This is a genomic window from Candidatus Woesearchaeota archaeon (assembly GCA_016192995.1).
Classification (GTDB): Archaea; Nanobdellota; Nanobdellia; order Woesearchaeales; family DSVV01; genus JACPTB01.
Window position 1 is genome coordinate 21493 of record JACPTB010000012.1, and the last position, 22603, is coordinate 44095.

26 protein-coding genes and 1 tRNA gene are annotated in these 22603 nt (G+C 33.8%); 12 read left to right on the forward strand and 15 right to left on the reverse strand.

What is annotated here, in order from left to right; all coding sequences use genetic code 11:
* Positions 1-23: 23 nt before the first annotated feature.
* Both HYY69_07735 and HYY69_07740 read left to right on the forward strand, forming a co-directional pair.
* Positions 24-569, forward strand: coding sequence for a hypothetical protein (locus HYY69_07735; protein MBI3033340.1), 546 nt, complete (start codon positions 24-26; stop codon positions 567-569).
* Positions 570-637: 68 nt separating this feature from the next.
* On the forward strand, positions 638-1351 hold the full coding sequence (locus HYY69_07740; GenBank protein MBI3033341.1) for a hypothetical protein: 714 nt from the start codon (positions 638-640) through the stop codon (positions 1349-1351).
* A gap of 1 nt (position 1352) precedes the next feature.
* Here the strand turns inward: HYY69_07740 and HYY69_07745 are convergent, their stop codons facing one another.
* The gene (locus tag HYY69_07745; protein ID MBI3033342.1) at positions 1353-1565 is read right to left on the reverse strand and encodes a hypothetical protein; all 213 of its coding nucleotides are present in this window, start codon (positions 1563-1565) and stop codon (positions 1353-1355) included.
* Between the two features lie 48 nt (positions 1566-1613).
* Positions 1614-2543 (reverse strand): thioredoxin domain-containing protein, encoded by a 930-nt coding sequence (locus HYY69_07750; GenBank protein ID MBI3033343.1) that lies wholly within the window; start codon positions 2541-2543, stop codon positions 1614-1616.
* Positions 2544-2673: 130 nt separating this feature from the next.
* Here HYY69_07750 and HYY69_07755 point away from each other — a divergent pair, with 130 nt between their 5' ends.
* From HYY69_07755 to HYY69_07765, 3 genes are read left to right on the forward strand one after another with little or no spacing between them, the layout of a single operon-like run.
* Positions 2674-4191: an ATP-binding protein gene (locus HYY69_07755; protein ID MBI3033344.1), complete on the forward strand. Its 1518-nt coding sequence runs from the start codon at positions 2674-2676 to the stop codon at positions 4189-4191.
* A gap of 47 nt (positions 4192-4238) precedes the next feature.
* On the forward strand, positions 4239-4748 hold the full coding sequence (locus HYY69_07760; protein MBI3033345.1) for a hypothetical protein: 510 nt from the start codon (positions 4239-4241) through the stop codon (positions 4746-4748).
* Between the two features lie 4 nt (positions 4749-4752).
* Positions 4753-5982: a DNA repair exonuclease gene (locus HYY69_07765; protein MBI3033346.1), complete on the forward strand. Its 1230-nt coding sequence runs from the start codon at positions 4753-4755 to the stop codon at positions 5980-5982.
* A gap of 19 nt (positions 5983-6001) precedes the next feature.
* On the opposite strand, the gene HYY69_07770 is transcribed toward HYY69_07765, so the two are convergent.
* The gene (locus HYY69_07770; GenBank protein MBI3033347.1) at positions 6002-7054 is read right to left on the reverse strand and encodes a peptidylprolyl isomerase; all 1053 of its coding nucleotides are present in this window, start codon (positions 7052-7054) and stop codon (positions 6002-6004) included.
* Positions 7055-7150: 96 nt separating this feature from the next.
* On the opposite strand from HYY69_07770, the gene HYY69_07775 reads away from it, so the two are divergent.
* Positions 7151-8467 (forward strand): ATP-binding protein, encoded by a 1317-nt coding sequence (locus HYY69_07775; GenBank protein MBI3033348.1) that lies wholly within the window; start codon positions 7151-7153, stop codon positions 8465-8467.
* 25 nt (positions 8468-8492) lie between these two features.
* Here HYY69_07775 and nrdR read toward each other — a convergent pair whose 3' ends face one another.
* The 4 genes from nrdR to HYY69_07795 all read right to left on the reverse strand — a co-directional run bounded on the left by nrdR (position 8493) and on the right by HYY69_07795 (position 11186).
* Positions 8493-8942, reverse strand: a complete 450-nt coding sequence (nrdR, locus tag HYY69_07780) for a transcriptional repressor NrdR (protein ID MBI3033349.1) — start codon at positions 8940-8942, stop codon at positions 8493-8495.
* A gap of 17 nt (positions 8943-8959) precedes the next feature.
* Entirely contained in the window at positions 8960-10717 is a 1758-nt protein-coding gene (locus tag HYY69_07785) for a ribosome biogenesis/translation initiation ATPase RLI (protein ID MBI3033350.1), read from the reverse strand.
* A gap of 173 nt (positions 10718-10890) precedes the next feature.
* Positions 10891-10982 (reverse strand) — tRNA-Thr (locus HYY69_07790).
* A gap of 45 nt (positions 10983-11027) precedes the next feature.
* Positions 11028-11186 (reverse strand): hypothetical protein, encoded by a 159-nt coding sequence (locus tag HYY69_07795; protein MBI3033351.1) that lies wholly within the window; start codon positions 11184-11186, stop codon positions 11028-11030.
* 141 nt (positions 11187-11327) lie between these two features.
* Here HYY69_07795 and HYY69_07800 point away from each other — a divergent pair, with 141 nt between their 5' ends.
* The 3 genes from HYY69_07800 to HYY69_07810 all read left to right on the forward strand — a co-directional run bounded on the left by HYY69_07800 (position 11328) and on the right by HYY69_07810 (position 13473).
* Positions 11328-11693 carry a hypothetical protein gene (locus tag HYY69_07800; protein MBI3033352.1) on the forward strand — a complete coding sequence of 122 codons (366 nt, stop codon included), beginning with the start codon at positions 11328-11330 and terminating at the stop codon, positions 11691-11693.
* 68 nt (positions 11694-11761) lie between these two features.
* Positions 11762-12787, forward strand: coding sequence for a radical SAM protein (locus tag HYY69_07805; protein ID MBI3033353.1), 1026 nt, complete (start codon positions 11762-11764; stop codon positions 12785-12787).
* Complete coding sequence (locus HYY69_07810; protein ID MBI3033354.1) at positions 12763-13473, forward strand: NAD+ synthase; 711 nt, start codon at positions 12763-12765, stop codon at positions 13471-13473. Before HYY69_07805 ends, HYY69_07810 begins: the two co-directional genes overlap by 25 nt.
* A gap of 55 nt (positions 13474-13528) precedes the next feature.
* Here the strand turns inward: HYY69_07810 and HYY69_07815 are convergent, their stop codons facing one another.
* Positions 13529-14284: a hypothetical protein gene (locus HYY69_07815; GenBank protein MBI3033355.1), complete on the reverse strand. Its 756-nt coding sequence runs from the start codon at positions 14282-14284 to the stop codon at positions 13529-13531.
* A gap of 157 nt (positions 14285-14441) precedes the next feature.
* Between HYY69_07815 and HYY69_07820 the strand changes: the two genes are divergently transcribed.
* On the forward strand, positions 14442-15851 hold the full coding sequence (locus tag HYY69_07820; protein MBI3033356.1) for an AAA family ATPase: 1410 nt from the start codon (positions 14442-14444) through the stop codon (positions 15849-15851).
* Positions 15852-15872: 21 nt separating this feature from the next.
* On the opposite strand, the gene HYY69_07825 is transcribed toward HYY69_07820, so the two are convergent.
* Positions 15873-16784 (reverse strand): hypothetical protein, encoded by a 912-nt coding sequence (locus HYY69_07825; GenBank protein ID MBI3033357.1) that lies wholly within the window; start codon positions 16782-16784, stop codon positions 15873-15875.
* 264 nt (positions 16785-17048) lie between these two features.
* Between HYY69_07825 and HYY69_07830 the strand changes: the two genes are divergently transcribed.
* The gene (locus HYY69_07830; GenBank protein MBI3033358.1) at positions 17049-17894 is read left to right on the forward strand and encodes a Bro-N domain-containing protein; all 846 of its coding nucleotides are present in this window, start codon (positions 17049-17051) and stop codon (positions 17892-17894) included.
* Positions 17895-17901: 7 nt separating this feature from the next.
* Here HYY69_07830 and nadX read toward each other — a convergent pair whose 3' ends face one another.
* From nadX to HYY69_07850, 4 genes are all read right to left on the reverse strand, one after another.
* Complete coding sequence (gene nadX / locus HYY69_07835) at positions 17902-18675, reverse strand: aspartate dehydrogenase (GenBank protein ID MBI3033359.1); 774 nt, start codon at positions 18673-18675, stop codon at positions 17902-17904.
* 34 nt (positions 18676-18709) lie between these two features.
* Positions 18710-20071 carry a DNA primase gene (locus HYY69_07840; GenBank protein ID MBI3033360.1) on the reverse strand — a complete coding sequence of 454 codons (1362 nt, stop codon included), beginning with the start codon at positions 20069-20071 and terminating at the stop codon, positions 18710-18712.
* A gap of 606 nt (positions 20072-20677) precedes the next feature.
* Entirely contained in the window at positions 20678-21070 is a 393-nt protein-coding gene (locus HYY69_07845) for a type II toxin-antitoxin system VapC family toxin (GenBank protein MBI3033361.1), read from the reverse strand.
* Positions 21054-21293: an antitoxin VapB family protein gene (locus HYY69_07850; protein MBI3033362.1), complete on the reverse strand. Its 240-nt coding sequence runs from the start codon at positions 21291-21293 to the stop codon at positions 21054-21056. Before HYY69_07850 ends, HYY69_07845 begins: the two co-directional genes overlap by 17 nt.
* A 97-nt stretch (positions 21294-21390) precedes the next feature.
* On the opposite strand from HYY69_07850, the gene HYY69_07855 reads away from it, so the two are divergent.
* A complete protein-coding gene (locus HYY69_07855; protein MBI3033363.1) occupies positions 21391-22104 on the forward strand; it encodes a serine protein kinase RIO in 714 nt (237 codons plus the stop codon).
* Here HYY69_07855 and HYY69_07860 read toward each other — a convergent pair.
* Together HYY69_07860 and HYY69_07865 are read right to left on the reverse strand one after the other, a co-directional pair.
* A complete protein-coding gene (locus HYY69_07860; protein MBI3033364.1) occupies positions 22087-22278 on the reverse strand; it encodes a hypothetical protein in 192 nt (63 codons plus the stop codon). The genes HYY69_07855 and HYY69_07860 overlap by 18 nt on opposite strands.
* 129 nt (positions 22279-22407) lie before the next feature.
* A partial coding sequence (locus HYY69_07865; protein MBI3033365.1) for a hypothetical protein occupies positions 22408-22603 on the reverse strand: 196 nt, incomplete at its 5' end.

A 22603-nucleotide genomic window follows, 5' to 3' on the forward strand; every position in this document is an offset into this window, starting at 1 on the left:
AGTTCTCATTTCATAAAAATAGGATGGAAGAACAGATACGATGTGACAGCTTACAAGTAATAAAAGATGTTATCAGAAATCTGAAAAATGAAGATTTCACTGCCATAGAAGAAGTAAGTGATCATGTTATTCATTGCGCTTCAGTATACCAAGATTCTTCGGCAATTAGCTTGTCCGTAAGTGTTTTTGCGCTTGCGAAAATGGTTCAAAGAAAGAAAAAAATTTTACCTCATATCTATGAAATCCTCGAAAACGCGAAGAACGCCTTACAAGAAAAAAATGATGCTGCTTATCTCCAAGCTCTTAAAAAACTTATTGCAACTATTTCTCAAGAAGATCACAAAGTACAAAAATATATACGAAGAGTTATGAATGATGCGCAAATTAAAAAAGGTTTTAAACTTTATGAACATGGGATTTCTTTGGGAAAAACTGCTGAACTTCTTGGTATTTCCCACTGGGAACTCATGAAGTATATTGGTAATGTAAATTTGCCTGAGATTGCTGTTGAGAAGATATCCCTGCCTCAAAGAATTAAATATGTACGAACTCTTTTTAATGTGAGATGATGCTGTTATTGTTTTGGTTAGGTTATGTTGAGATAAAACATAAATTAGTTGATGTTGTTTAGGAGGTGATGAACGTTAGAGCACTTGTATTTGATACCGGACCGATTATTAGTTTAACCATTAACAACTTGTTATGGCTCCTCGAACCATTGAAAGAGCGGTTTAGAGGAGCGTTTTATATCACTCCCCATGTATATGAAGAACTTATTGATAGACCTCTTGAAACAAAAAGATATAAATTTGAAGCTCTTCAGGTTTTGCCTATTATCAGTCGAGGAATAATTGACACTATTTCTGAACCTGAGATGAAACAAAAAACAGAGTATCTGCTTAACCTGATGAATACTTGTTTTTATATTGATACCATTGCCCTCACCTTGGTTCATTTTGCTGAGATTGAGACCTTAGCATGCGCTTTAATTACCGGTGCTGAAACGGTTGTTATAGATGAACGAACTGCGCGCAAATTTATTGAAGACCCTTTTTCACTCCAAAAAACACTTGAGAAAAAACTTCAAAAAAAGATTACGATGAATACTCCTTGTTTACAGAAGGTCCAGCAGGAGCTGAAAGGATTGCAGGTCATAAGATCGTTTGACTTAATAATGATAGCCTATGAACTAGGTTTATTAGATAGATATATACTCGATGAAGAAAAAAACGTTATTAAAAATCTCGATAAAGCTGTTTTAGAAGGGGCATTATGGGGTGTTAAATTAAACGGCTGCAGCGCACGGGATGATGAAATTGAGCAAGCTGTTAGGCTTCTTAAAAGAAGATAAGTTACCTTTTCCTTTTCTTTGATTTTTTCTCATTTAAGTTCTTGTAATAATCATTAGAATATTCAAGAATTTTTGTTAATTGCTTGTCTTCAGTCTCAAATTCCTTTTCTTCATCTTCAAGCTCTTGTTCAGTAACAATATGCTTGTGCTCTTCTTGCTTTGCTTTTCGCAAAGCAAACCATATCTTCCATTTTTCTTTTAGTTTTTCAAACATAAAATCTCTTGAAATTTAATTCTTTAAAAAATTTTTGAATTTATCTGATTAATTCAGAGCTTGGTCAATATAATACTTAAAAACTTCATACTTTTGATTACCAACGAGCATATGACCATCAATAATAAAAGTGGGAACTGCTGTAACCCCTAATTGTTTTCCTTCTTCAATGTCAGCTTTGACTTTATCTAGTTTTTTATGACTTTCTAAACAATCATTGAATACTTCACTATTTAGCTCTTGCTCTTGAGCAAACTCTTTTATCAGTTGAGAAGATAACTCTTTTTGAGCGTTAAATAGAAAATTGTGAAATTTTCTGAACTCACCTTGTTCTGCAGCACATTCTAAAGCTTCTGCAGCAAGCACTGAGTCAGGATGTATTTCTTCGAGAGGATAATGCTTTAAGATTATTTTAACTTGATCACTATACTCATCCTTAATTTCACTAAGTGCCTTTTGAACATTTCGGCTGTTTTTAGATTGAAAATCAGTAAATTCATAGATGGTAACAACTTTTAATTGACTATGGGCCTCATAATAACGATAGGTTGTAAACGTAGCAGCTAGAACCAGGAGCAGGACTAAGATATAAACTACTCCATTCCAAAAAGCATCATTATCTTCATTGGGGAATTTTGGAGTTTTTGAGGTAATTTCATTTTTATTTTCTTGTTTTACTGGTCTTGAAGATTTTCCTAAGGAAGATATTTTCTTTGCTGTTCCTTTAATTGATTTCTTTGAATCATGAGTTTTTGAAGTTGCTACAGTCGAGGATAATTTCTCCTTCAAAATTTCATCAACAACACGCTTTGACGCTTCTTCATGACGTAGTTTAATCATTAATTTGTTCAATTTCTTCATAACAGCATTTTTACTTGTTTGGTATTCATTATCTGTTATGATTCCCGTTTTATACGTCTTTTCGAGATGGGAAAGTTCACGCTGTAATTTACTAAGTTCTTCTTTGTGTTCCTTCATAGAAGAACGGCACACCAGAATGTTTATATAATTTTCTATTGGAGAGTAGATACGCTTTTTGAGATTAGGCAATATTTAAATAGCATGCTTTATTCGCTTATAAAGGAGAGAGTATACGATGAGTTATAATATAAAAGGTAAAATCATTAGCGGTGAATTTGGTAAGATTCTTATTCGAGAGAAAGCAGGCACTTCTTTAGAATTAGGCGAACTTCTCATTGCTGATGAATATCCAAAAATCCTTTTACAAGTATATGATCTTGTTTATGGAAGCCAACTTTCCCAGGCTAATTTAGAACTTATTTCAGGGATGACTCTTGAAGAAAATCATGATCTTGGATTTATGGATCCACAATTAAGAAATTATCGCTTAGCATTATTAAAAACACTCGTCACCATTACATCCCACGATGCACAGCTTTGTAAAACACTCCCTTCCTTCTTCTCTTCAGTAAGAGAAATTGTGAAAGAAGACTTTACGTTTCTTAATCACCCTGAGAAATCTCTCTATTTAGGGAATATTAGATCAGGATCCCGTAATTTAGAAATTCCTTTGCTTTTAGATGGAGAAAAAGTATTTACCGAACATCTTTTAATTGCTGCTTCAACAGGGAAAGGAAAAAGCAATCTAATGTCTTGTATGCTCTGGCATTGCCTTGATAAGGATTATTGTGGCATATTAGTGCTCGATCCACATGATGAGTATTATGGAAGGACAAAAAAAGGTCTCAAAGACCATCAACAAAGAGAGCGTGTTATTTACTATACACCTACTACACCACCACCAGGAGCGCGATCGTTAAAAATTAATATTAAGGATATTCAACCACACCATTTTAATGGTGTGGTTGAATTTACTGATGCACAAAAAGATGCTATTCATGCCTATTACAAACAATTTGGTGATGGATGGATTCAAGCTATTATTTCTGATCAACAACTGCTTAACGTGAATTTTTTTGAAGGGACGCTTGCTGTCATAAAAAGAAAGCTTATTCATTTATTAGATGTTGATGTTCATGAGACTAATCTGCGTTTCATGGGTATTTTTGATACCAACGCCGGCGCAACTACCATCCATGATATAGCACAGGCATTAGAAAACCAAGCTACTGTTATTGTTGATACTTCCCATCTTCGAAACGATGTTGAGATTTTAGTAGGATCATTGCTTGCTTCGGAGATTTTTTCAAGGTATAAAAAATATAAGCTTAAAGGGATTACCAATAAACCAGTGATATCAATAGTTATTGAAGAAGCTCCAAGAGTTATTGGAAAAGACATTCTTCAAAAAGGCAATAATATCTTTGCTACTATTGCTCGAGAAGGAAGAAAATTTAAAGTGGGATTAACTGCCATTACTCAATTACCTTCCCTTATTCCAAGAGATATTTTAGCTAACATGAATACTAAGATTATTTTAGGGCTTGAAATGGCTCCTGAAAGAAAAGCAATCATTGAGAGCGCCAGCCAGGATTTAAGCACTGATGACAGAAGTATTGCCAGCTTAGATAAAGGCGAAGCTATAGTAACCAGCACTTTTTCAAAATTTGCCATGCCTATTAAAATACCTGAATTTAAAACCCTACTTCCAGAAAAAGTTCATGAAACTAGTACCTACTCATTTAATGGGGTGGAGACATTATGAATATGAATAAGTCAACCTATAAAAAATTGGGGCTGCTATTTTTGCTTTTGGGATTGCTCTTACCGACTATTACTTTAAGTTTAGGTGAATTATTCACCTTTGATAATGAACATAGAGAAACATCATTTAATACTGTTACTATTACTTTTATTGATGTTTCTGAAGATGACAGGTCATGTGTATTCAAAATCAATGGAAAAATTGTGGTTATAGAACGACATCAGAATTATGATGGTGAAGGATTCAGCATTTGGGTCAGGGATGCTTATCCTGTCAGAGATCAATCAGGAACTAAAGATGTTTGTTTAGCAGTTATTTCAGGCATTGTTACCGGAAAAAAAGAGATTATAGAAGTAAAGCCAAAACTGTTTACTAATAACACCGAAAATAATGATACCACTTCAATCGCTCTGGACAATAAAGGTAGTAATAAAGAGGATAAATTCTCTGATCAATCTCAACCCCTTGCTCCTCAAGAAACCCTGCCTCAGCCTCAACAACAAGGAAAAAATATTTTTTATAGAATTGTAAGATGGATTTTTTCCTTTATCTGGTGAAACTATGAAATTTGCTCATCTCTCTGATATCCATATTGGTTCTTGGAGGGATCCTCAATTACGAGAAGCAAGCACTTCAGCATTCATCAAAGCAATTGATATTTGTATTGAGGAACAGGTTGATTTTATTTTAATCAGTGGAGACTTGTTTAATACTTCATTACCAACTATAGAACGGCTAAAAATTGTTGTTGCTTACTTGCGAGAACTCAAGAAAAGAAATATTCCCGTATATATTATAGCAGGAAGCCATGATTTTTCACCAAGCGGAAAAACTATGCTTGATGTTCTTGAAAAAGCTGAACTTTTTATCAATGTAGTTAAAGGTGATGTTGTTGATGGAACTTTGCAATTACGTTTTACTATTGATCAGAAAACAGGCACAAAAATTACTGGTATGCTTGGCAAAAAGGGACTTCTTGACAAAAAATATTATGAAAGGCTCGAACTTAAAAATCTTGAACAAGAAGAAGGCTTCAAAATTTTCATGTTTCACACTGCGATCACCGAATTTAAACCTTCAGACTTAGAACTCATGGATTCTGTACCGTTAAGTTTATTTCCAAAACATTTCAATTATTACGCAGGCGGCCATGTCCATGCTCCCTTGCAACAGGATATTGAACATTTTGGTTTACTTACTTACCCTGGAGCTCTTTTCCCTAATAATTTTAAAGAACTTGAGAAATTCCATCATGGTGGATTTTATATTTATGATGAAAGCATCGAGAACAACATAAGATATATACCGATAGAACTTTATTCAGTTGTCTCCTTAGTTATAGATTGCAATATGAAAACACCTGAAGAAATCAAAGAACTTCTTCTTATCAAACTTAACCAACAACCAGTTAAAAATAGTCTTGTTACCTTGAGATTAAAAGGCGTATTACGCAGTGGAAAAATACGAGATATCAACTTTAAAGAGATCATTGAGCAGTTTTATGCAGCAGGAGCATATCTTATTATGAAAAATACTGCTCAACTTTCTTCAGAAGAATTCGAAGAGATTAAGATTGATACTAAAGCTACTGAAGAGTTAGAGCAGAATCTTATTAAACAACATCTTGGACAGATTGCTATTGAGGGTGTAACTCACGAAGCAGAATTTGTTATGAGCACTAAATTATTACAACTCCTTGCTACTGAAAAAAAAGAAGGAGAACGTGTTATTGATTATGAAGAACGGTTAAAAAAAGAATTTCTAGAGGGTTTAAATTTGGATTTGTTTTAATAAAAATAGATCAGCTGCTTTATTTAAGAGGGTAACTAATCTTAGCACTTGCTTTTAAACCATCGATATATTTTAGAATATCTTTTTCTGCATTTTGAGCTTCTAATTGCTTCTTTATTTTTTCCTGAAGTTCATCGAAAGAAGTTTTTCTATCAATTAATTTAATAACATGATAACCAAATTGCGTTTTAACTAATCCGGATACTTGATTCTTTGAAAGATTAAAAGCTGTTTCTTCAAATTCTTTCACCATTTGACCTCTTGTGAAATATCCCAAGTCACCGCCTTTTGCAGCAGAATTATCATCTGAGTATTCTTTTGCAAGTTCAGCAAAGTCTTTTCCTTCTTTTGCTTTTTTCAACACTTCCTCTGCTCTTGCCTTCGCATCTGCTTCTGTTCTTTCTGAGGTACAAAACATAGCTCCCTTATAACAAACTAATACATGGCTTGCTTTAACCTGCATAAGCTTATCCTTGTTTTCATCATAATATGTTTTAATTTGTTCATCACTAACTATAGGTTTTTGAATCTCCTGTTTCATTACTTTATTAATTAAGAGCTGATCATGATATGTTTGCCGCACCATAGCTAAGGTGATTCCCTGCTCTTGAAGAACTTTATTAAATTCGTCTTCAGAAATACTCAGCTCTTCTTTAATATTTTTAAGTGCTTCATCAATCTCAGCATCACTAACTTGTAACTTTAGCTCTTTTGCTTTTTCCAATAAGAGTTCTTTAACAATCATCTGTTCTACAATCATTGATTTTAATTGTTCTTTATCCTGTAGAGCAACGACATTCTTTGGTAATTTGGAAAGCTCTGCGTCTATATCTTTAGAAGTTATATCAACACCATTAACAGTAACAACTGAAACTGTTAGTATTGTATCTGAATTATCTGGAGAACTATTATATTTCCAAATAACAAGGACTACTATAAGCAACACTACAAGCGCTCCCCACACCATATAGGTTTTTCTTTTGTTTTTTGCTGCATCTTGAGCATAATCTTCCTTTGGATACACATGGATAATTTTAGGTTTGTGGTCTGGAGATAATTTTTTCTTTCCCATAGAGAATCCCTCTATCGATTTATTATATAAAGTTTTCTGTTAGACTTTGCCTAACAGAAAACAAAATATATAAACATATATGACGTTGAAATACTTATGTATGATGTTATTATTGGAAGAAGTGAAGCTGATAGAAAAGCTTTTGGCAATGCCGGAACTATCTTTCTTGGAAAACAGTATGTAACTATGGGACAAACTACTTCGCTTTCTAATATTATTTACCTTGACGTTGTAAGAAGCCACGTCGTATTTATCGTCGGCAAGAGAGGATCTGGAAAGTCCTACTCAATGGGCGTCATTGTAGAAGGGATTTCTGATCTGCCTGAAGATGTCAGAGAAAACTTGAGTGTTATTTTTCTAGATACTATGGGTGTTTATTGGACTATGAAATATCCTAATAAAAAAGAAGAACTTCTTTTAAAACAATGGGGTTTAGCTTCGAAACCATTGCCCATCAAAATATATACTCCTACAGGATTTCATAAACGTTATTTGCAAGACGGCATTCCGACAGATCACCCTTTTTCCATTAAACCTGCTGAGTTAGATCCTCTCGACTGGATTATGACGTTTGACATTCCTGAAAATGATCCCATGGCAGTACTGATTGAACGAGTCTTGCATATGTTAAAAGAAACTAAGCATGAGTTTAGTATTGATGAAATTGTTACTGAGGTACGAAATGATTCCCGCTCAGAAAAACAAACAAAAGACGCTGTTGAAAATAGATTCCTCAATACCAAAGCATGGGGTATTTTTGATGTCCAAGGAACTACCCTTGCAGAATTGGCTGGACCTGGGGAAGTTACGGTGCTTGATTTAAGCTGCTATGCTACTCAAGAAGATGGTTGGAAAATTAAAAATCTCGTTGTTGGGTTAGTCGCACAAAAATTGTTCATTCAACGAATGATTGCACGAAAAAATGAGGAATACACTGAAGTTCATGGAAGCTTGCATTATTTTACTTCTGAACCAATTACTAAAAAGAAAATGCCGCTTGTTTGGCTAGTACTTGATGAAGCACATGAGTTTTTACCAAATCAAGGCCAGACATTAGCAACACAGCCCTTAGTTACTATCCTTCGTGAAGGACGGCAACCTGGCATTTCTTTAATTCTTGCAAGCCAACAACCTGGAAAGATCCACACTGATGTTATGACCCAAGCTGATACTATTATAGCACATCGCATTACTGCTAAACTCGATACTGATGCGCTTGGCATATTAATGCAGAGTTATATGCGCGAAGGTTTAACCAAACAAATAGATGATTTACCACGAACTTTTGGCTCAGCATTGATCTTCGATGATACTAATGAACGCCTGTATCCTATGAAAATCAGACCGCGATTTACCTGGCATGGTGGAGAAAGCCCAACAGCAATGCCTGAGAAGAAGCAAGAAAATTTGTAGAGAACTTTACAAAATACTCGCAAAGCTATTTCTTCTCCAATTTATCCAGCTCTTCTTTGAATTCACTAATGTCTTCAAAATCATGATAGATAGAAGCAAATCTGATATAAGCTATTTTATCTAGTTTTTTTAATTCTCGAATAACGGTTTCTCCGACTTTTTTACTCGGTATCTCCGTCGCGTTATAATTGTATAAACGCTGCTCAACCCTTTTAACAACTTCATCTATTTGTTGTTCAGCAACAGGACGCTTTTCACATGCCTTAAGAATACCCATCTTTAATTTTTGAATATTAAAGAGTTCCCGCCTTCCATCTTTCTTCACAATCATAATCGGAGGAGTTTCAACACGTTCATATGTTGTAAAGCGCTTTTCGCATTTTAAACATTCCCTTCGTCTCCTGGTTACTGCACCTTCTTCTAATTCACGTTTATCAATTACTTTTGTTCCCTCCTGACAAAAAGGACATTTCATATTTTTAAAGAAATCATTCAAGTATAATAATATTTCCCTGTTCTTTTTTGCTCTTGATCTTTTTGTGAATCAAGCTTGTTAATTCTTGGACGATATGATGTTTCATCCCTCCGCAAGGTAATTTGCAAACTGCTTAATAACTTATTCATTCCTTCTTCTTTAGACATCGGTCCATGGGAAGTTCCTTTTAATGAAGGTTGTCCGTCAAATACTAATAATTTGTCACTGAGGTAATCTAAAAACAAAAGATCGTGATCAATAACCACAATACTTACTCCTTTTGTTTCTGCAAAATTTTTAATTATTTTAGACAATATTAACCTCTCTTCTACATCCAGATATGCTGAAGGTTCGTCTAAAAGTATAAGCTCTGCATCCTGGGCTAATGCTTCTGCTATTGCAACTCTCTGGAGTTCTCCCCCTGATAATTCATTAATTTTCTTCATAAACAAAGATTCTAAACGCAAAGGAGCAATAATATCTGCACTATGTTTTTTAATAGCATGCTGCAGTAAGGTCATCACTAATGCTTCTGAATCTGAAGTGATATATTGAGGCTTATAAGAAATTCTGATATGCTGCTCAAGTTTTGTTGCATCTGGACTAAGAACTCCTGCGAGTATTTTCATGAAGGTAGTTTTACCAATCCCATTCTCGCCTAAAACTCCAATTATTTCCTGTTGATGAATACTACCATGATGCGCTTTTACCTGAAACTTACCAAGCTGTTTTTCAAAATCTGGCCACGAAGTAAGGGATATTTTTTTATCCATGGACATAAATACTGTTTTTTCAAAAGTAACTTGTTTGTCTCTAAAACGCATGTTTTCTTCTCTCAAGAAGCCTTCAAGATACGCATTAATTCCCTGTTTTGTTGACCGTGGATTGCTTACCACACCAAAATTTCCTTGCTGACCATACATAATATGGACCATATCAGTCATGTAATCTAATGCAATTAAATCATGCTCAATAACTATCACTGCCCGCTCTGGTGACGCTAAATTTCTTATGAATTTTGACACCCTCAAACGCTGCTTTATATCAAGATAGGACATGGGTTCATCAAAGACATAGAAATTTGCATTTTTTAATACTGTTGCTGCTATGGCTACACGCTGAAGCTCCCCTCCTGAAAGTTCTTCTATGTTATTATCAAGAAATATCTCTAAATCTAGTTCCTTAGCTACTTGTTGAAGCTTATTCTTTTCATCAACTTTTTTCAGAAGTTCTTTTACTGTACCTTTTGCAGTTTTAGGAATTCCATCAACATATTGAGGTTTATAGGCAACTTTTATTTGCCCTCTTCTTACTCGATCGAAAAATTCATGAGCTGGCGTGCCTTTAAAATGTTCTATAATTTCATCATACGCAATTTCAGTATTTTTACCAAAGTTAGGTTTTACTAATCCTGCAAGAATCTTAATAGCTGTTGTTTTTCCAATCCCATTAACACCTACAATCCCCACTACTTTGCCAAAAATCGGAATGGGCAGTGAGAAAAGAGCGAATTCATTTTTCCCATAACGATGCATTGGTTCATTGCTTAATACTTCAGGAAGATTAATAATAGATAGCGCATCAAAAGGACATTTCAAAACACAAATATTGCAACCGATACAGGTTTCCTCAATAATATCTACTTTTGTATCCTTACCTTCTATAATGCAATCAGTGCCTTGCTTATTTACCGGGCAGACCCTGATACAAAGATAGTTACCACAAGCATGAGGATTACATTTGTCCCTCCTTACAATTGCTATTCGTTTTGCCATGTTTAAGAAAAGTTCAGTATAATTAATAAAGGTTATTGAAGGATCGGAAGTGTAAAGAATGTAGTAATAGTTTAGGTTGTGCAGAAAATCGCGGCATAGCTCACGAAATTGGTGCTAAAACTACATTTTCTACACAACCTAATAGTTTATACATACTACTTATTGAAAACATAAGCCTCTAGCGAGAGTCGAACTCGCGACCTGCGCTTAACTCGAGTAATAGCACTTATACGAGAGCGCCGCTCTACCACTGAGCCACAGAGGCGTAAACGTAAAATGTATGATTAACAAAGAGGAAATGCTTAAGGAATTATAGATCCTTAAGCATTTCCTCCTTGTTATTATGAAATTTGTGCTGGCATTCAAAACAAATAGCATGCTGTTTTCCTTGTTTATCTTTTAAGTACGTACCTACAATCTTATTCAGAAATGTTTCTTCCAATTTATTACTGCATATTTCGCATTTCATATCCTTAAACTATTTTGAGAGGATTTATATGTTTTGCTTAGAATAGTATTTCCTCAAATACTATTCTGAGCAAAACATTTATAAATACCAATGTCTATAAAAATCAAAATTACTTAATAATCATAATAAAAAGGTGATAGAATGGCTGAACATTCAAGCAAAGAAGGATTAGCATTGGTATTGATAGTAGGTGTTGTCGCTGTAGTTAGTATGGTTATGATGGCAAAAGGCAATGCCACAGGATATACTGTTTATGGACGACAAACTGAAAATGTCATTAAACCACTACCAACAAAATCATATGATGATTATGAAAAACCATCATTATATTCTGATGAGGAAATGACAACACGATACGCTGACTGTATGAGTTATATTAATAATGAAGCATATTGCGCATGCAAAAGTAAAGGATTAGGTGACTGTAAAGATCTTTTTGAAGTAACTAATAGTGGTGGAATAAACCAACCTAATGAAGATCCTAGATATGTTACAAGATATGAATAAGAATTTTTTATTTTTTCCTTTATTTCTATAAGATATCTTTTTAAATTAAACCTTATTTGTCTTTAGTTATGACTCCAGACTTGCACAGATTGCTAGTTACAACTGAGGAAATCTATCTAGCTCATTTCTCTCCCACAACCTGCTTTGAACGAGCAATTTTCTTTAGTTGGGGATGCAGTATAGGTGATTGCACGTTCTGCTATATGAGTACACAACCAGATTCTAAAAAACCTGTTGAAACTAAACGTTCTTATGCCTCTATATTTGCTGAATTTATTCTAAGCAAACAATTAGGTTGGGAGATTGGATTTTTTACCGGAGGAATAGGAGTATTTACTCCTGATGAAGTTGAGTTTATGTTAAAAGTTGCAGTTCAGATTATTGGTGATAAACTCTGGCTCTCTGTTGGACCTTTATCAAAACCTTTGCTTATCAGATATTTGCCTTATATTAAAGGCGTTGTTGGATCGACCGAGACTATTAATCCAATTCTTCATAAACAAGTATGTCCTTCAAAACCATTAGAACCTTATCAAAATATGTTTGTTGCTGCTAATGAGTTAGGTTTGAAAAAAGCGATGACTTTTATTGTTGGGATGGGTGAATCACGCAATGATATGGTGTTACTTAAAGAATTTATTATCAAATATAAGATTGATAAAATTCATATATATGGTTTAATTCCACAAAAAGGAACGCCTTTTCAACATAGTCCTCCACCAACTGCTGAAGAACAAGCATGGTGGATTGCTCAACTAAGGATGAGTTTTCCTCATTTAGATATTCAATGTGGCATATGGAAGGATAGAGTCGATAGAATACCATTATTATTAAAAGCTGGAGCTAATTCCATCAGCAAGTTTCCTGCATTAAAAGAGTTTGGGAAACAAACTGCTATTAGTCTTGAAGAAGGATGCAAACTTGCTGGTCGAGAAATGATCGGAACGTTGACCAAGCTGCCTTATTGCAATTGGGAGCAAGAAGTTACTCGATTAGATATTGATGAGGAGCTGAAAAAAGATATTTTAGATAAATTATTATTCTATTTAGAAGAAATGGGTGGAGAAAAATGTTTGATCCAAATAAAGCAGTGAATAATTTAGTTATGGAATTGAAGAATTTTTTTAAGTTTCGTGGGTTTAGTGACGCAGTTATAGGATTAAGTGGTGGCGTTGATTCCAGTGTTACTTGCGCATTAGCTGTTAAAGCTCTTGGCAAAGAACATGTTACTGGTATTATTATGCCTGAACTTGGCGTAAGCAGCAAAGAAAGTGTTAATGATGCACAACAAGTAGCTGGGCAATTAGGAATTAAAGTATTGTATCAACCGATTAATGATATTCTTAAGAGTTATCAATTACCGTTTTGTTTGAATAAGATTGCTCAGATGAATTTGAAAGCTCGTGTTAGAGCTAATATTCTTTATGCTTATGCTAATACTCATGATGCTCTTGTATTAGGAACTGGCAATAAAACTGAAATTCTTATGGGATATGCAACTAAGTATGGCGATGCTGCCTGTGATGTATTGCCTATTGGCAGTTTGTATAAAATTCAGGTTTGGGAAATTGCTCGGCTGTTAGGAATACCTTTGCAGATTATTCGGAAGAAACCTTCTGCTGAATTATATCAAGGACAATTTGATGAAGATGAATTAGGGTATAGTTATCAAGAATTAGATCATTTCTTAATTGAAGGACCTGTTCCGTTGGAAATTGCTAATAGGATTGATAGGAATAAACATAAGAGTGAAAGTGTGCCTATTCTGAAATTTGATTAAAAAGTATTCTTGCTATTGTTTATATTAAAAAAGAATTAATAAAAGGGAAAAGAAATTATTGCACATACACATAATCTAAAAGTACGACATCTGTTTGTTTTGTTGGCGTATTTACTTTCTTAATATCTTTTATTATAAAAAACAAGTCAAACGGTTCAGGTACATACATATCATTAACGGACATCGCAGCTTTCTGCTTTCCATTTAAATCTAATAAAGGAAGCTCAAATTCACCAGATTCTGTTTTAATTTTTTTAGTTTTCAAGAATGTAATTACATGAGTGCTACCATAAGGTTTGAAAACAATTTGCTCATTTTTACTTAACCATTGATTACCATGCTTCAATTTTGCATTGCAAGATCTCTTTAATGGATCTACCAAAGGAACAATATAACGAATATTGATAACATTAAAATTCTGTGATTCAGATGATAATTGATTTATTTTATGGATAGTAAAAACAAGATGAGGATAATCTATGCTTTCTCCCTCCATTACCCAGAATTCTTCTCCTCCGTTAATTGACAACTTTGCAGAACTGATATTCGGATTACCTTCGGTGAAACCTTGCTTAACTTCAAAAAGTTTAATTGTATAAGTTTCCCCTATAGTTTTGACTATTAATTCATCTCCAATGCTTAACCAATTGTTATCATTTAACTCTAAAGTCTTCAAACAACGCGCCTTATATCCTTGACCTGCAACATCATTAGATGTTTGCACACTATTTACATCCATCACTACATACCCAACTGCTAAAACTGCTAAAATAAGAAATACTAATAACTCTTTTGATAATGGTTTACCCATGATAACACCTCTTTTAGAGGTCACTTGGATTTTAGTTATTTAAATATATATATATATATATATGAACATATAGTTTGTAGAATATGTTTTGTGAATGAAAACATTTATATAGTTAATATTATCATAATAATATAATAATATTATCACGGTAATACTAATGGAAAACAACACATTTTATGACAGGAAACAAGAACTTGCAATGTTAAAAAGCAAGTATGCTGCGTTGAAATCAGGAGAATTGCTTGTTATTTATGGGAGAAGAAGGGTAGGAAAGACTGAATTGATACGTCAATTTATTAAAAATGTACCTGAAAACAAGTTCTATTTTTATGTTGATTTAGTGGAAAAACAAGGATTATTGGATTCCCTCTCTAAATCTGTCTATGAACAACTACAAGAAACAATGAGATTTGCGGATTTTAGTGATTTTTTAAGTTATATCCAAGCTAAATCTGACAATGGTTTTGTATTGGTACTTGATGAATTTCAAAGATTTCTTGAAGTTGCGCCAGAGTTTATAACACAATTGCAAAATTATTGGGATCAACATTTGAAACAGAAAAAAATAATGATTGTTTTAGTCGGATCTTCAATTGGTATGATACATAAAATTACCAACAGCAAAACTGGCGCGTTATATGGGAGAGCAACGAGAATTAAAATATCTCCTTTTAAGTATGCAGATTTCAGGCTAATGTTTAAAGAATTATCTGAAGAAGAAAAGATTATTCTGTTCTCAGTATTTGGAGGAACACCTTATTATTTAGAAAAAGTAAAAAAATTAGAAGGTGATGTATATGCTAAAATATCAGCATTATTGCTTAAGAAAGGAGCTGAACTATTTGAAGAACCGAAAAACTTGTTAGAATATGAGCAGGTTAGAATTCATGCCAAATATAATTCAATATTGCAAGCTGCGTCATCTGGGAAAGAAACAATTAAGGAAATTAATGATTTTACCGGCATACCCATAAATATCATGCCTGCTTACATAAACAAACTTGATGAACTGTTAGATTTGCTCATGAAGAAAAATCCTGTTCTTGGCAAAGAAAGATTAGGGAGATATTGTGTCAGTGATAACTTTTTCAATTTTTGGTATAGATTTATCTTTCCAAACCAAACCGCATTAAATCTAGGCAATTATACTTTAGTTCAAGACATTATAAAAGAAAATCTAAATTCATATGTTGGAAAAATGTTTGAAGAGATATGCAAAGAATTGCTCATTAGTTATCTTAATAAAAAAACAAATGGTTATACTCTTGACTTTCAAGATATCGGAACATGGTGGAACCGTTCAGGAGAAGAAATTGACCTTGTAGCCTACAATAACAAAACAAGAAAAATATTAGTTGGAGAAGTAAAATGGACTAATAAGCTTGTTGATGCCGAAGTATTAGATCAACTGATGAGAAAATCAAAAATGATTAATTTTAATGGTGAATATAAATTCTTGATTATATCAAAAAGTGGTTTTACTGATATATGCCTCAAAAAGATGAAAGAATTTAATGTTCTCTACCTTGATTTAGAAGATATTGAAAAAATGTTTAATCAAATATAAAAAGAAAAAATTATTTTATCATTAGTACTTGTATTTTATCACTAATGATTTTAGATCTTCTTTATCATATATCATTGAAGTCATATAGGTTTTAATTTCAATAAACCCATTACCTAAGTCATTTGTATGGTATTTTGTATTCTTAGGTTCTACATCTACAATAATAGTGTCTTTATCATCACCATCATAATTTAAAAGCAGTATTTCTTGCTCGCCTTTTCCTGCGTTGAATATAATTTCTGATGATAATTGCGTGTCGACACTCCATCCACCAAGAACTAACGTCTTGCCTCCTAAAACATTAATCGGTTTTCCAGAGCCTGTTGATACAAATTTAATTCGATTTTTACTAATCATTAATCTGAAACCCATATTACCTAACATAAAAGGAGTTACTTTGTTCATAGTAAACTTTTGATTGTTATATTGATTTCCATAGGTAAAATCTTTAAAATCAACTTTGCTGTTTGATAAATCAATATTACCTATTTGAAGTAAATGCGCATTATTTTGCTTGTCAAGAACTATGAAATATCCACCGGTGCATGCTAACACATTAGCATTTTCTTTTTGACCATCACATACTTCTCCTTCTAAATAAACAAGTTCATCAATATGTGAATTTTCACTAACTGGAGCATCTGTTCCATAATACACTGGTTCATTCAACCCATTATTTGAACAGTCCACACAATTTTCGTCTGCTGCAAAAGGAATGGTAACTTCTTGACCATCGCTATTGGTAAATACTAACTCTGCTGATACTCCGCCAGTAACAACATGAAGCTCACCATATTTTGCTGGCTGTTGATATGCCTCTCCTGCAACATCATTAGATGTTTGCACACTATTCACATCCATCACTACATACCCAACTGCTAAAATTGTCATAACAAGAAATACTAATAACTCTTTTGATAATGGTTTACCCATGATAACACCTCTTTTAGAGGTCACTTGGATTTTAGTTATTTAAATATATATATATATATATGAACATATAGTTTGTAGAATATGTTTTAAAATTTGATACAAATATTGGAAGCCGAAACATTTCCGATTTTGTCCAGTGTGAACTTTCGAATCAGGCTATAACCATCGAATTCTCAACTTTAAAGCCAGTGGACAGTTTTCCACTGGACATGGTGACGTAGGGTATATAAAGAGATTGTTATTTATTGTTTAAGGTGATTGTTTATGAATCAAGAAAATGGCTTAATTGTATTTCAGGATAAAAAGATAAGAAGGATTTGGCATAACAACCAATGGTTTTTCTCAGTCATTGACGTAATTGAAGTACTTACTGATAGTACAAATCCAAGAAATTATTGGAGCATGCTGAAAAAGAGAGAACTAGAATACCAAGTTGAGTTGTCCACATTTTGTGTACAACTGAAATTAACCTCCATAGATGGCAAATTATATGAAACAGATTGTGCAAACACAAAGGCATTATTCAGAATCATTCAGTCAATACCTTCTAAAAAAGCAGAGCCTTTCAAACAATGGCTAGCGCAAGTAGGCTATGAAAGAGTTGAAGAAATTGAAAATCCTGAACTTGGACAAGATAGAATCAAACAATATTATGAAATGAAAGGTTATCCTGAAAATTGGATTGACAAGAGATTAAGAGGCATTGCTATTAGGCAGGATTTAACTGATGAATGGAAAAAGCGTGGTGTTGAAGAAGGAAAAGAGTTTGCAATTCTTACTAACGAAATCACTAAAGCTACATTTGGAAAAACAGTTAAGGAATATAAAGAATTCAAACAAGTAAATAAACTAAATCAAAATCTTCGTGACCACATGACTGATTGGGAGCTAATATTTACTATGCTTGGAGAAAAAGCAACTACTGACATTGCTAAAACAAGAGATACTCAAGGTTTTGAAGAAAATAAAAGCGCTGCTAAAAGAGGCGGACAAATAGCGCATAATACAAGAATGGAATTAGAAGAAGAAACAGGTACATCAGTTATTTCAAAGGATAATTTCTTAGGATTCACTAAACAGAAAAAGTTAGAAGAGAAGAAGAAAAGATGAAAAATGATTATTTGTTAATTAGTTCCTTTATCTTCTGTAACGCCGACAAGCACGCTAAATAACTTGTTTTTGGATTGTTGGGAGATGGAATATTTTCTATTTTGAAATAGGCTTTGCCAAAATCACCTTCGATAAATATTTCATGCTGATTTGTTTTAATTTCAGGATCAACTATAATTTTCACGGTGATTTTGTTTTGATCTTTGGCAGCCAATGCAATCCTCGCAGCAATATTAATATTTTGAGGGTATTTTTTAATTGCATCTTCAACATTTCCTTCAAAAATAATTTGTTTCTGTTTGATATTGCCAAGAGCAAGACTTTTAGGAGATTTAGTTGTTTGCAGCGTGATTTTGTTAATGTGGTCATATGCTGCTTCAATCAAATCAATACCTCCTATCGCACCAGATGGTAAATAGATCTTAACTCCTTTTGTTTTTAGATATTCATATACTTTTAAACAATCAATTAATCCGCCGATTGACATAATCATCACTTTTTTTTGGTATTGTTTTTGATTGTTTAATTCCGTGAGAAGATCGCCAACAACTAACGGATGCGCTGCTTCTATAATAACGTCAACGTTGCTAATTAATTCTCGTAATGACCATGCTATCATTACTTTTATTCTTTTTTGCTCTAATTTTGAGATCGCATTACCGTCTTTATCGAAAACAAACAAAACAATTTTTTCAGATTTGTTAAGTTCATTACAGAGAAAACTACCTATATTCCCAACCCCTATGATTCCTATTTTAGTAAGATTTGATGTTTGAGCCATACCAAAGACAAGAAAAAAAGAATATATTAAAAATTTATAGGTCTTCTGCAGTCAATATAGTCACTTTACCATTACCTTTCATTTTTCCATCCATAGTAATCAAGTACTTAACACCAATCTTCTCTGTTGTCTGTAATAATAGTTCATCAACAGTCCCATCGAATACTACTGCATAGATTCCTGAGCTTAAGCTTTTAATAGTTGCTACCAACTCAGAAAATGGCACTTTGCCAAGGATATTTAATTTATTGTCTAGCACATATGCTCCTCGCGTACCGATAAGATCCTCAAGCATTTTTGAAAATTTTGTTTTCTCTTCATCTGAAAGTTTTGAGGGCAGTTTTCTAGCCTGAAATGGCTGTTGGCGCCGGTCCATTCTCTCCATAGGACGCTGCTGAAATCCTTGCTGGCGCCGGTCCATTCTCTCTATAGGACGCATATCTTTACCTCTATTCAGCTGAAGTGATTGTGCTTGTTGGCGCTGAGAATCTTCGGATGATTCTTGTGGTCTTGCCATCATAGGACGCTGGGAAAGCGGTGTTTTAAAACCGCCACCTTCATTTCCCTTTGCAACTTCCATTCGGGCTTGTTCAGCAGACATTCTTGATCGTATGCATTGATGAATTTCCTTTTTAGTCAATTCTTCGACTTCTTTGCCATCAGGAGCTTTGGTAATGAAATCAATATCTGCATTGATTAATTCCTTGATAATCAAATCTCCGCCTCTATCTCCATCAACAAAAACAGTCACTGTTTTTTCCCGCGCTAAATCCATCACTGATTTAGGCACTGATGTTCCATTAATAGCAATCGCATTCTTAAAGCCATGCTTTAATAAATTAACAACATCAGCGCGACCTTCTACGATAATAATCTCATCTGAATCAGCTACCCCTGGCCCAGCAGGGAGATTATCAGGTCCAAACGAAGTAATTTCCATGACACGGACTGAATAAGCGACTTCATCAGCTAATTCTTGAGAGTCAGGAATTGAACTATCCATAAGTAGTCTAAGCAATTCTTTTGCACGTTCAACCACAAAGGTACGTTTAGAAACACGAACATCTTCAATTTTCTCTACTTTGATCTTAGCATTGCATGGTCCAATACGCTGGATTATTTCTAAAGCAGCTGCAACGATAGCAGTTTCAGCCTTGTCCAAGCTTGAAGGTATAATGATCTGACCTCCACTTTTTCCAGCTTTAGTATCTACATTTACCTCAATTCTGCCAATTCTACCTGAACGCTGCAATTCTCGCAATTCTAAGTCTACCCCTAAAAGACCTTCAGTCTGACCAAAAATTGCGCCAATAACATCAGGCTTATCTACAATGCCATCAATTATAATACTTGCTTGAACAATATATTTAGCACTTACCGGGCTAATTTTTCCCATTATAAATCCCTCCATTAAAAGAAAGAGCTTATTTAATTAATTAAGGCATTTTATGTTCTTAATATAAATATTAGCTTATATTGAGCGTGAATAAATAAAATAAGGCTTATTTGCCGTTATTAATGGATATGAAGCTCTTTCCTTGTTTTAATCTTATTGATTATGATTAATAAAACTGTGTTGCCCGAGGCACGAACTCCCAAGCTCATAGCTTGCTTTTAGCGTAAGCTCCATTGAGTACTCTCAGTGTCGGGCTGGTATATGTAAGAGTGTCTCAAACTCACGGCTAATATTCAATATCAGCTCATAAGAGGACCCATTTACACATATTTTATTATATCATTATAGAGAAATAGTACTATATAAATGTGTGGGTTTTACGGCTCTGCCCCAAATCTCGGCTAACGCCTCGGTTTTGGTGCCGTGATTATCTCACTTATTTATAACAAGGAAAAAATTCCCATTGTAATTTCCTTTTTTCCCACGTATTAATTTGAAGGATAATCACCAGCATGGCACCAAAAACTTCATTCGGGACAGAGCCGGTTTTACGTGGTAGTGTAGAATCACAAAATTGGTGTTAAAACTACATACTCTACACTGCTACTACCAAACCACTATTTTTAACTGAGGAATATGAGAAAAATGTTTGCCATTTCTTGTAATAAGCGTTGCGTTATGAGCTATGGCGATGCTTGCAATCATTAAATCGCTGTCTTGCGTTGGCTTGCCTTTTATTTTCAATTCAGCAAAAAAATTCCCATATAGCTGAGAGGCAGTTTTATTAAATTCCTGCCAACCCATATCTTGGATAAATGATTGGATAAAACGAATAGATTCTTCCTGCTTGCTCGATAAATAAGCGCCTTTATATAATTCTGCCAAAACTGGTCCGCATAAAGAAACGTCCTCTTCAGAAAGCTCTTGAAACTGTTTAGTTAATGAAATATCTCCTCTGAAAATATCAACAATGACATTAGTATCAAGACAATAATTCATGATAATCACGTGTTTTAAATTTTTTTCTGTCTTCTTCAAGGATTTTTGCTATTTTATCAAGTTCTTCTTTGCCACCTGGCCATTTACCAAAAAAATCCATGAGATTACCTTTTGGCTTCTTTTCAACTAATTTTATCACTACATCAGAAAAAGAGTCATGTCCTTGTTTCAAAGCCTTTAATTCTTCATAAGCTTTATTTGATAATGAGATTACTTTCACCATACCACATACGCATGCATATGCATATATAAATAGTTTGTGGTTATTTTTCACTTTTTAAACACTAATTTTAATAACTCAGCTTATTTTAAGGTAATTCATGGCTAAAAAATGGAAGGAAGCTTGGAAAGTGATGGGGAATGTATTTGACCAATATACTATGAGGAACTTATTTAAGCTTCAATGTCAAGGTTATTTTGAGGAAATGCTCAGCCCTGTTTCTGTTGGCAAAGAAGCTAATGTGTTTACTGCTAAAAAAGAAGATGGCAGCTTGCTCATTGTTAAAATTTATCGGCTGCAAACCTGCGACTTCAATAAAATGTATGATTATATTAAGCTTGACCCGCGGTATGAACACCTTAAAAAACAACGGCGTAAAATTATTTTTTCTTGGACACAACGAGAGTTTAGAAATTTGATGAAAGCACGGGAAGCTGGCATTCGCGTTCCCATCCCCATCACCTTTCTTGATAATATTCTTGTCATTGAAATGATAGGAGATGAACAACCTGCTCAAAAATTAAAAGATGCCCCACCTGTAAATAAGAAGGTCTTTTTTAATAAAATTGTCGAGTATATGACTTTGTATTGGAAAGCTGGGTTTGTTCATGGCGATTTAAGCAAATTTAATATTCTTAATTATCACGATGTTCCGGTGTTTATTGATTTTTCACAAGCAACAACAACCCAGAGCATGCATGCAAAAGAATTATTGCAAAGAGATGTTACTAATATTGTCAATTTTGGACAAAAACTTGGATTGAAATTGGATAAAGAGAAAGTGCTGAAGGAGATTCTAGGGAAGAAGAAATAATTTATTCAGCGAAAATAACTTTGAACGAACGTACTTTTTAGCTTGCTCTTTTGTTAAGGTTGTAAATTTACATTGAGGACAAATCATTGCTTCAGTTTTAATATGGTCAAATGCTGCTTTCTGTTTTTCTAACATTACTCCACAATCGCAGAGTATTTTCCTTTGTTTTGTCATGTTATTTTCACTGTAAGTTAGAATACTTGCTATCAACTATTATTTGAATTTTATTAAAAAAATAAAAAACAATAGTGTGAAGCCTTTGAATGCGTTTGCTAAGCGAAGTTTGCCTGACGCTTTATGACATCAATAAACAACATACACAAATCCTAGCGGCGTTAGATATTGATTATGAAAATAGGTTGTTCTTGTTGGAACGCCAATGTCTGGCTTTGGATTGGTTGTAATTGAAGTGGTATGCACTACTTTAGTTGTGTAGGTTGGATAACTATCAGTATCAACTACGATTGGAGCAGTGTACTTGTAGTAATGAGGTACTTGC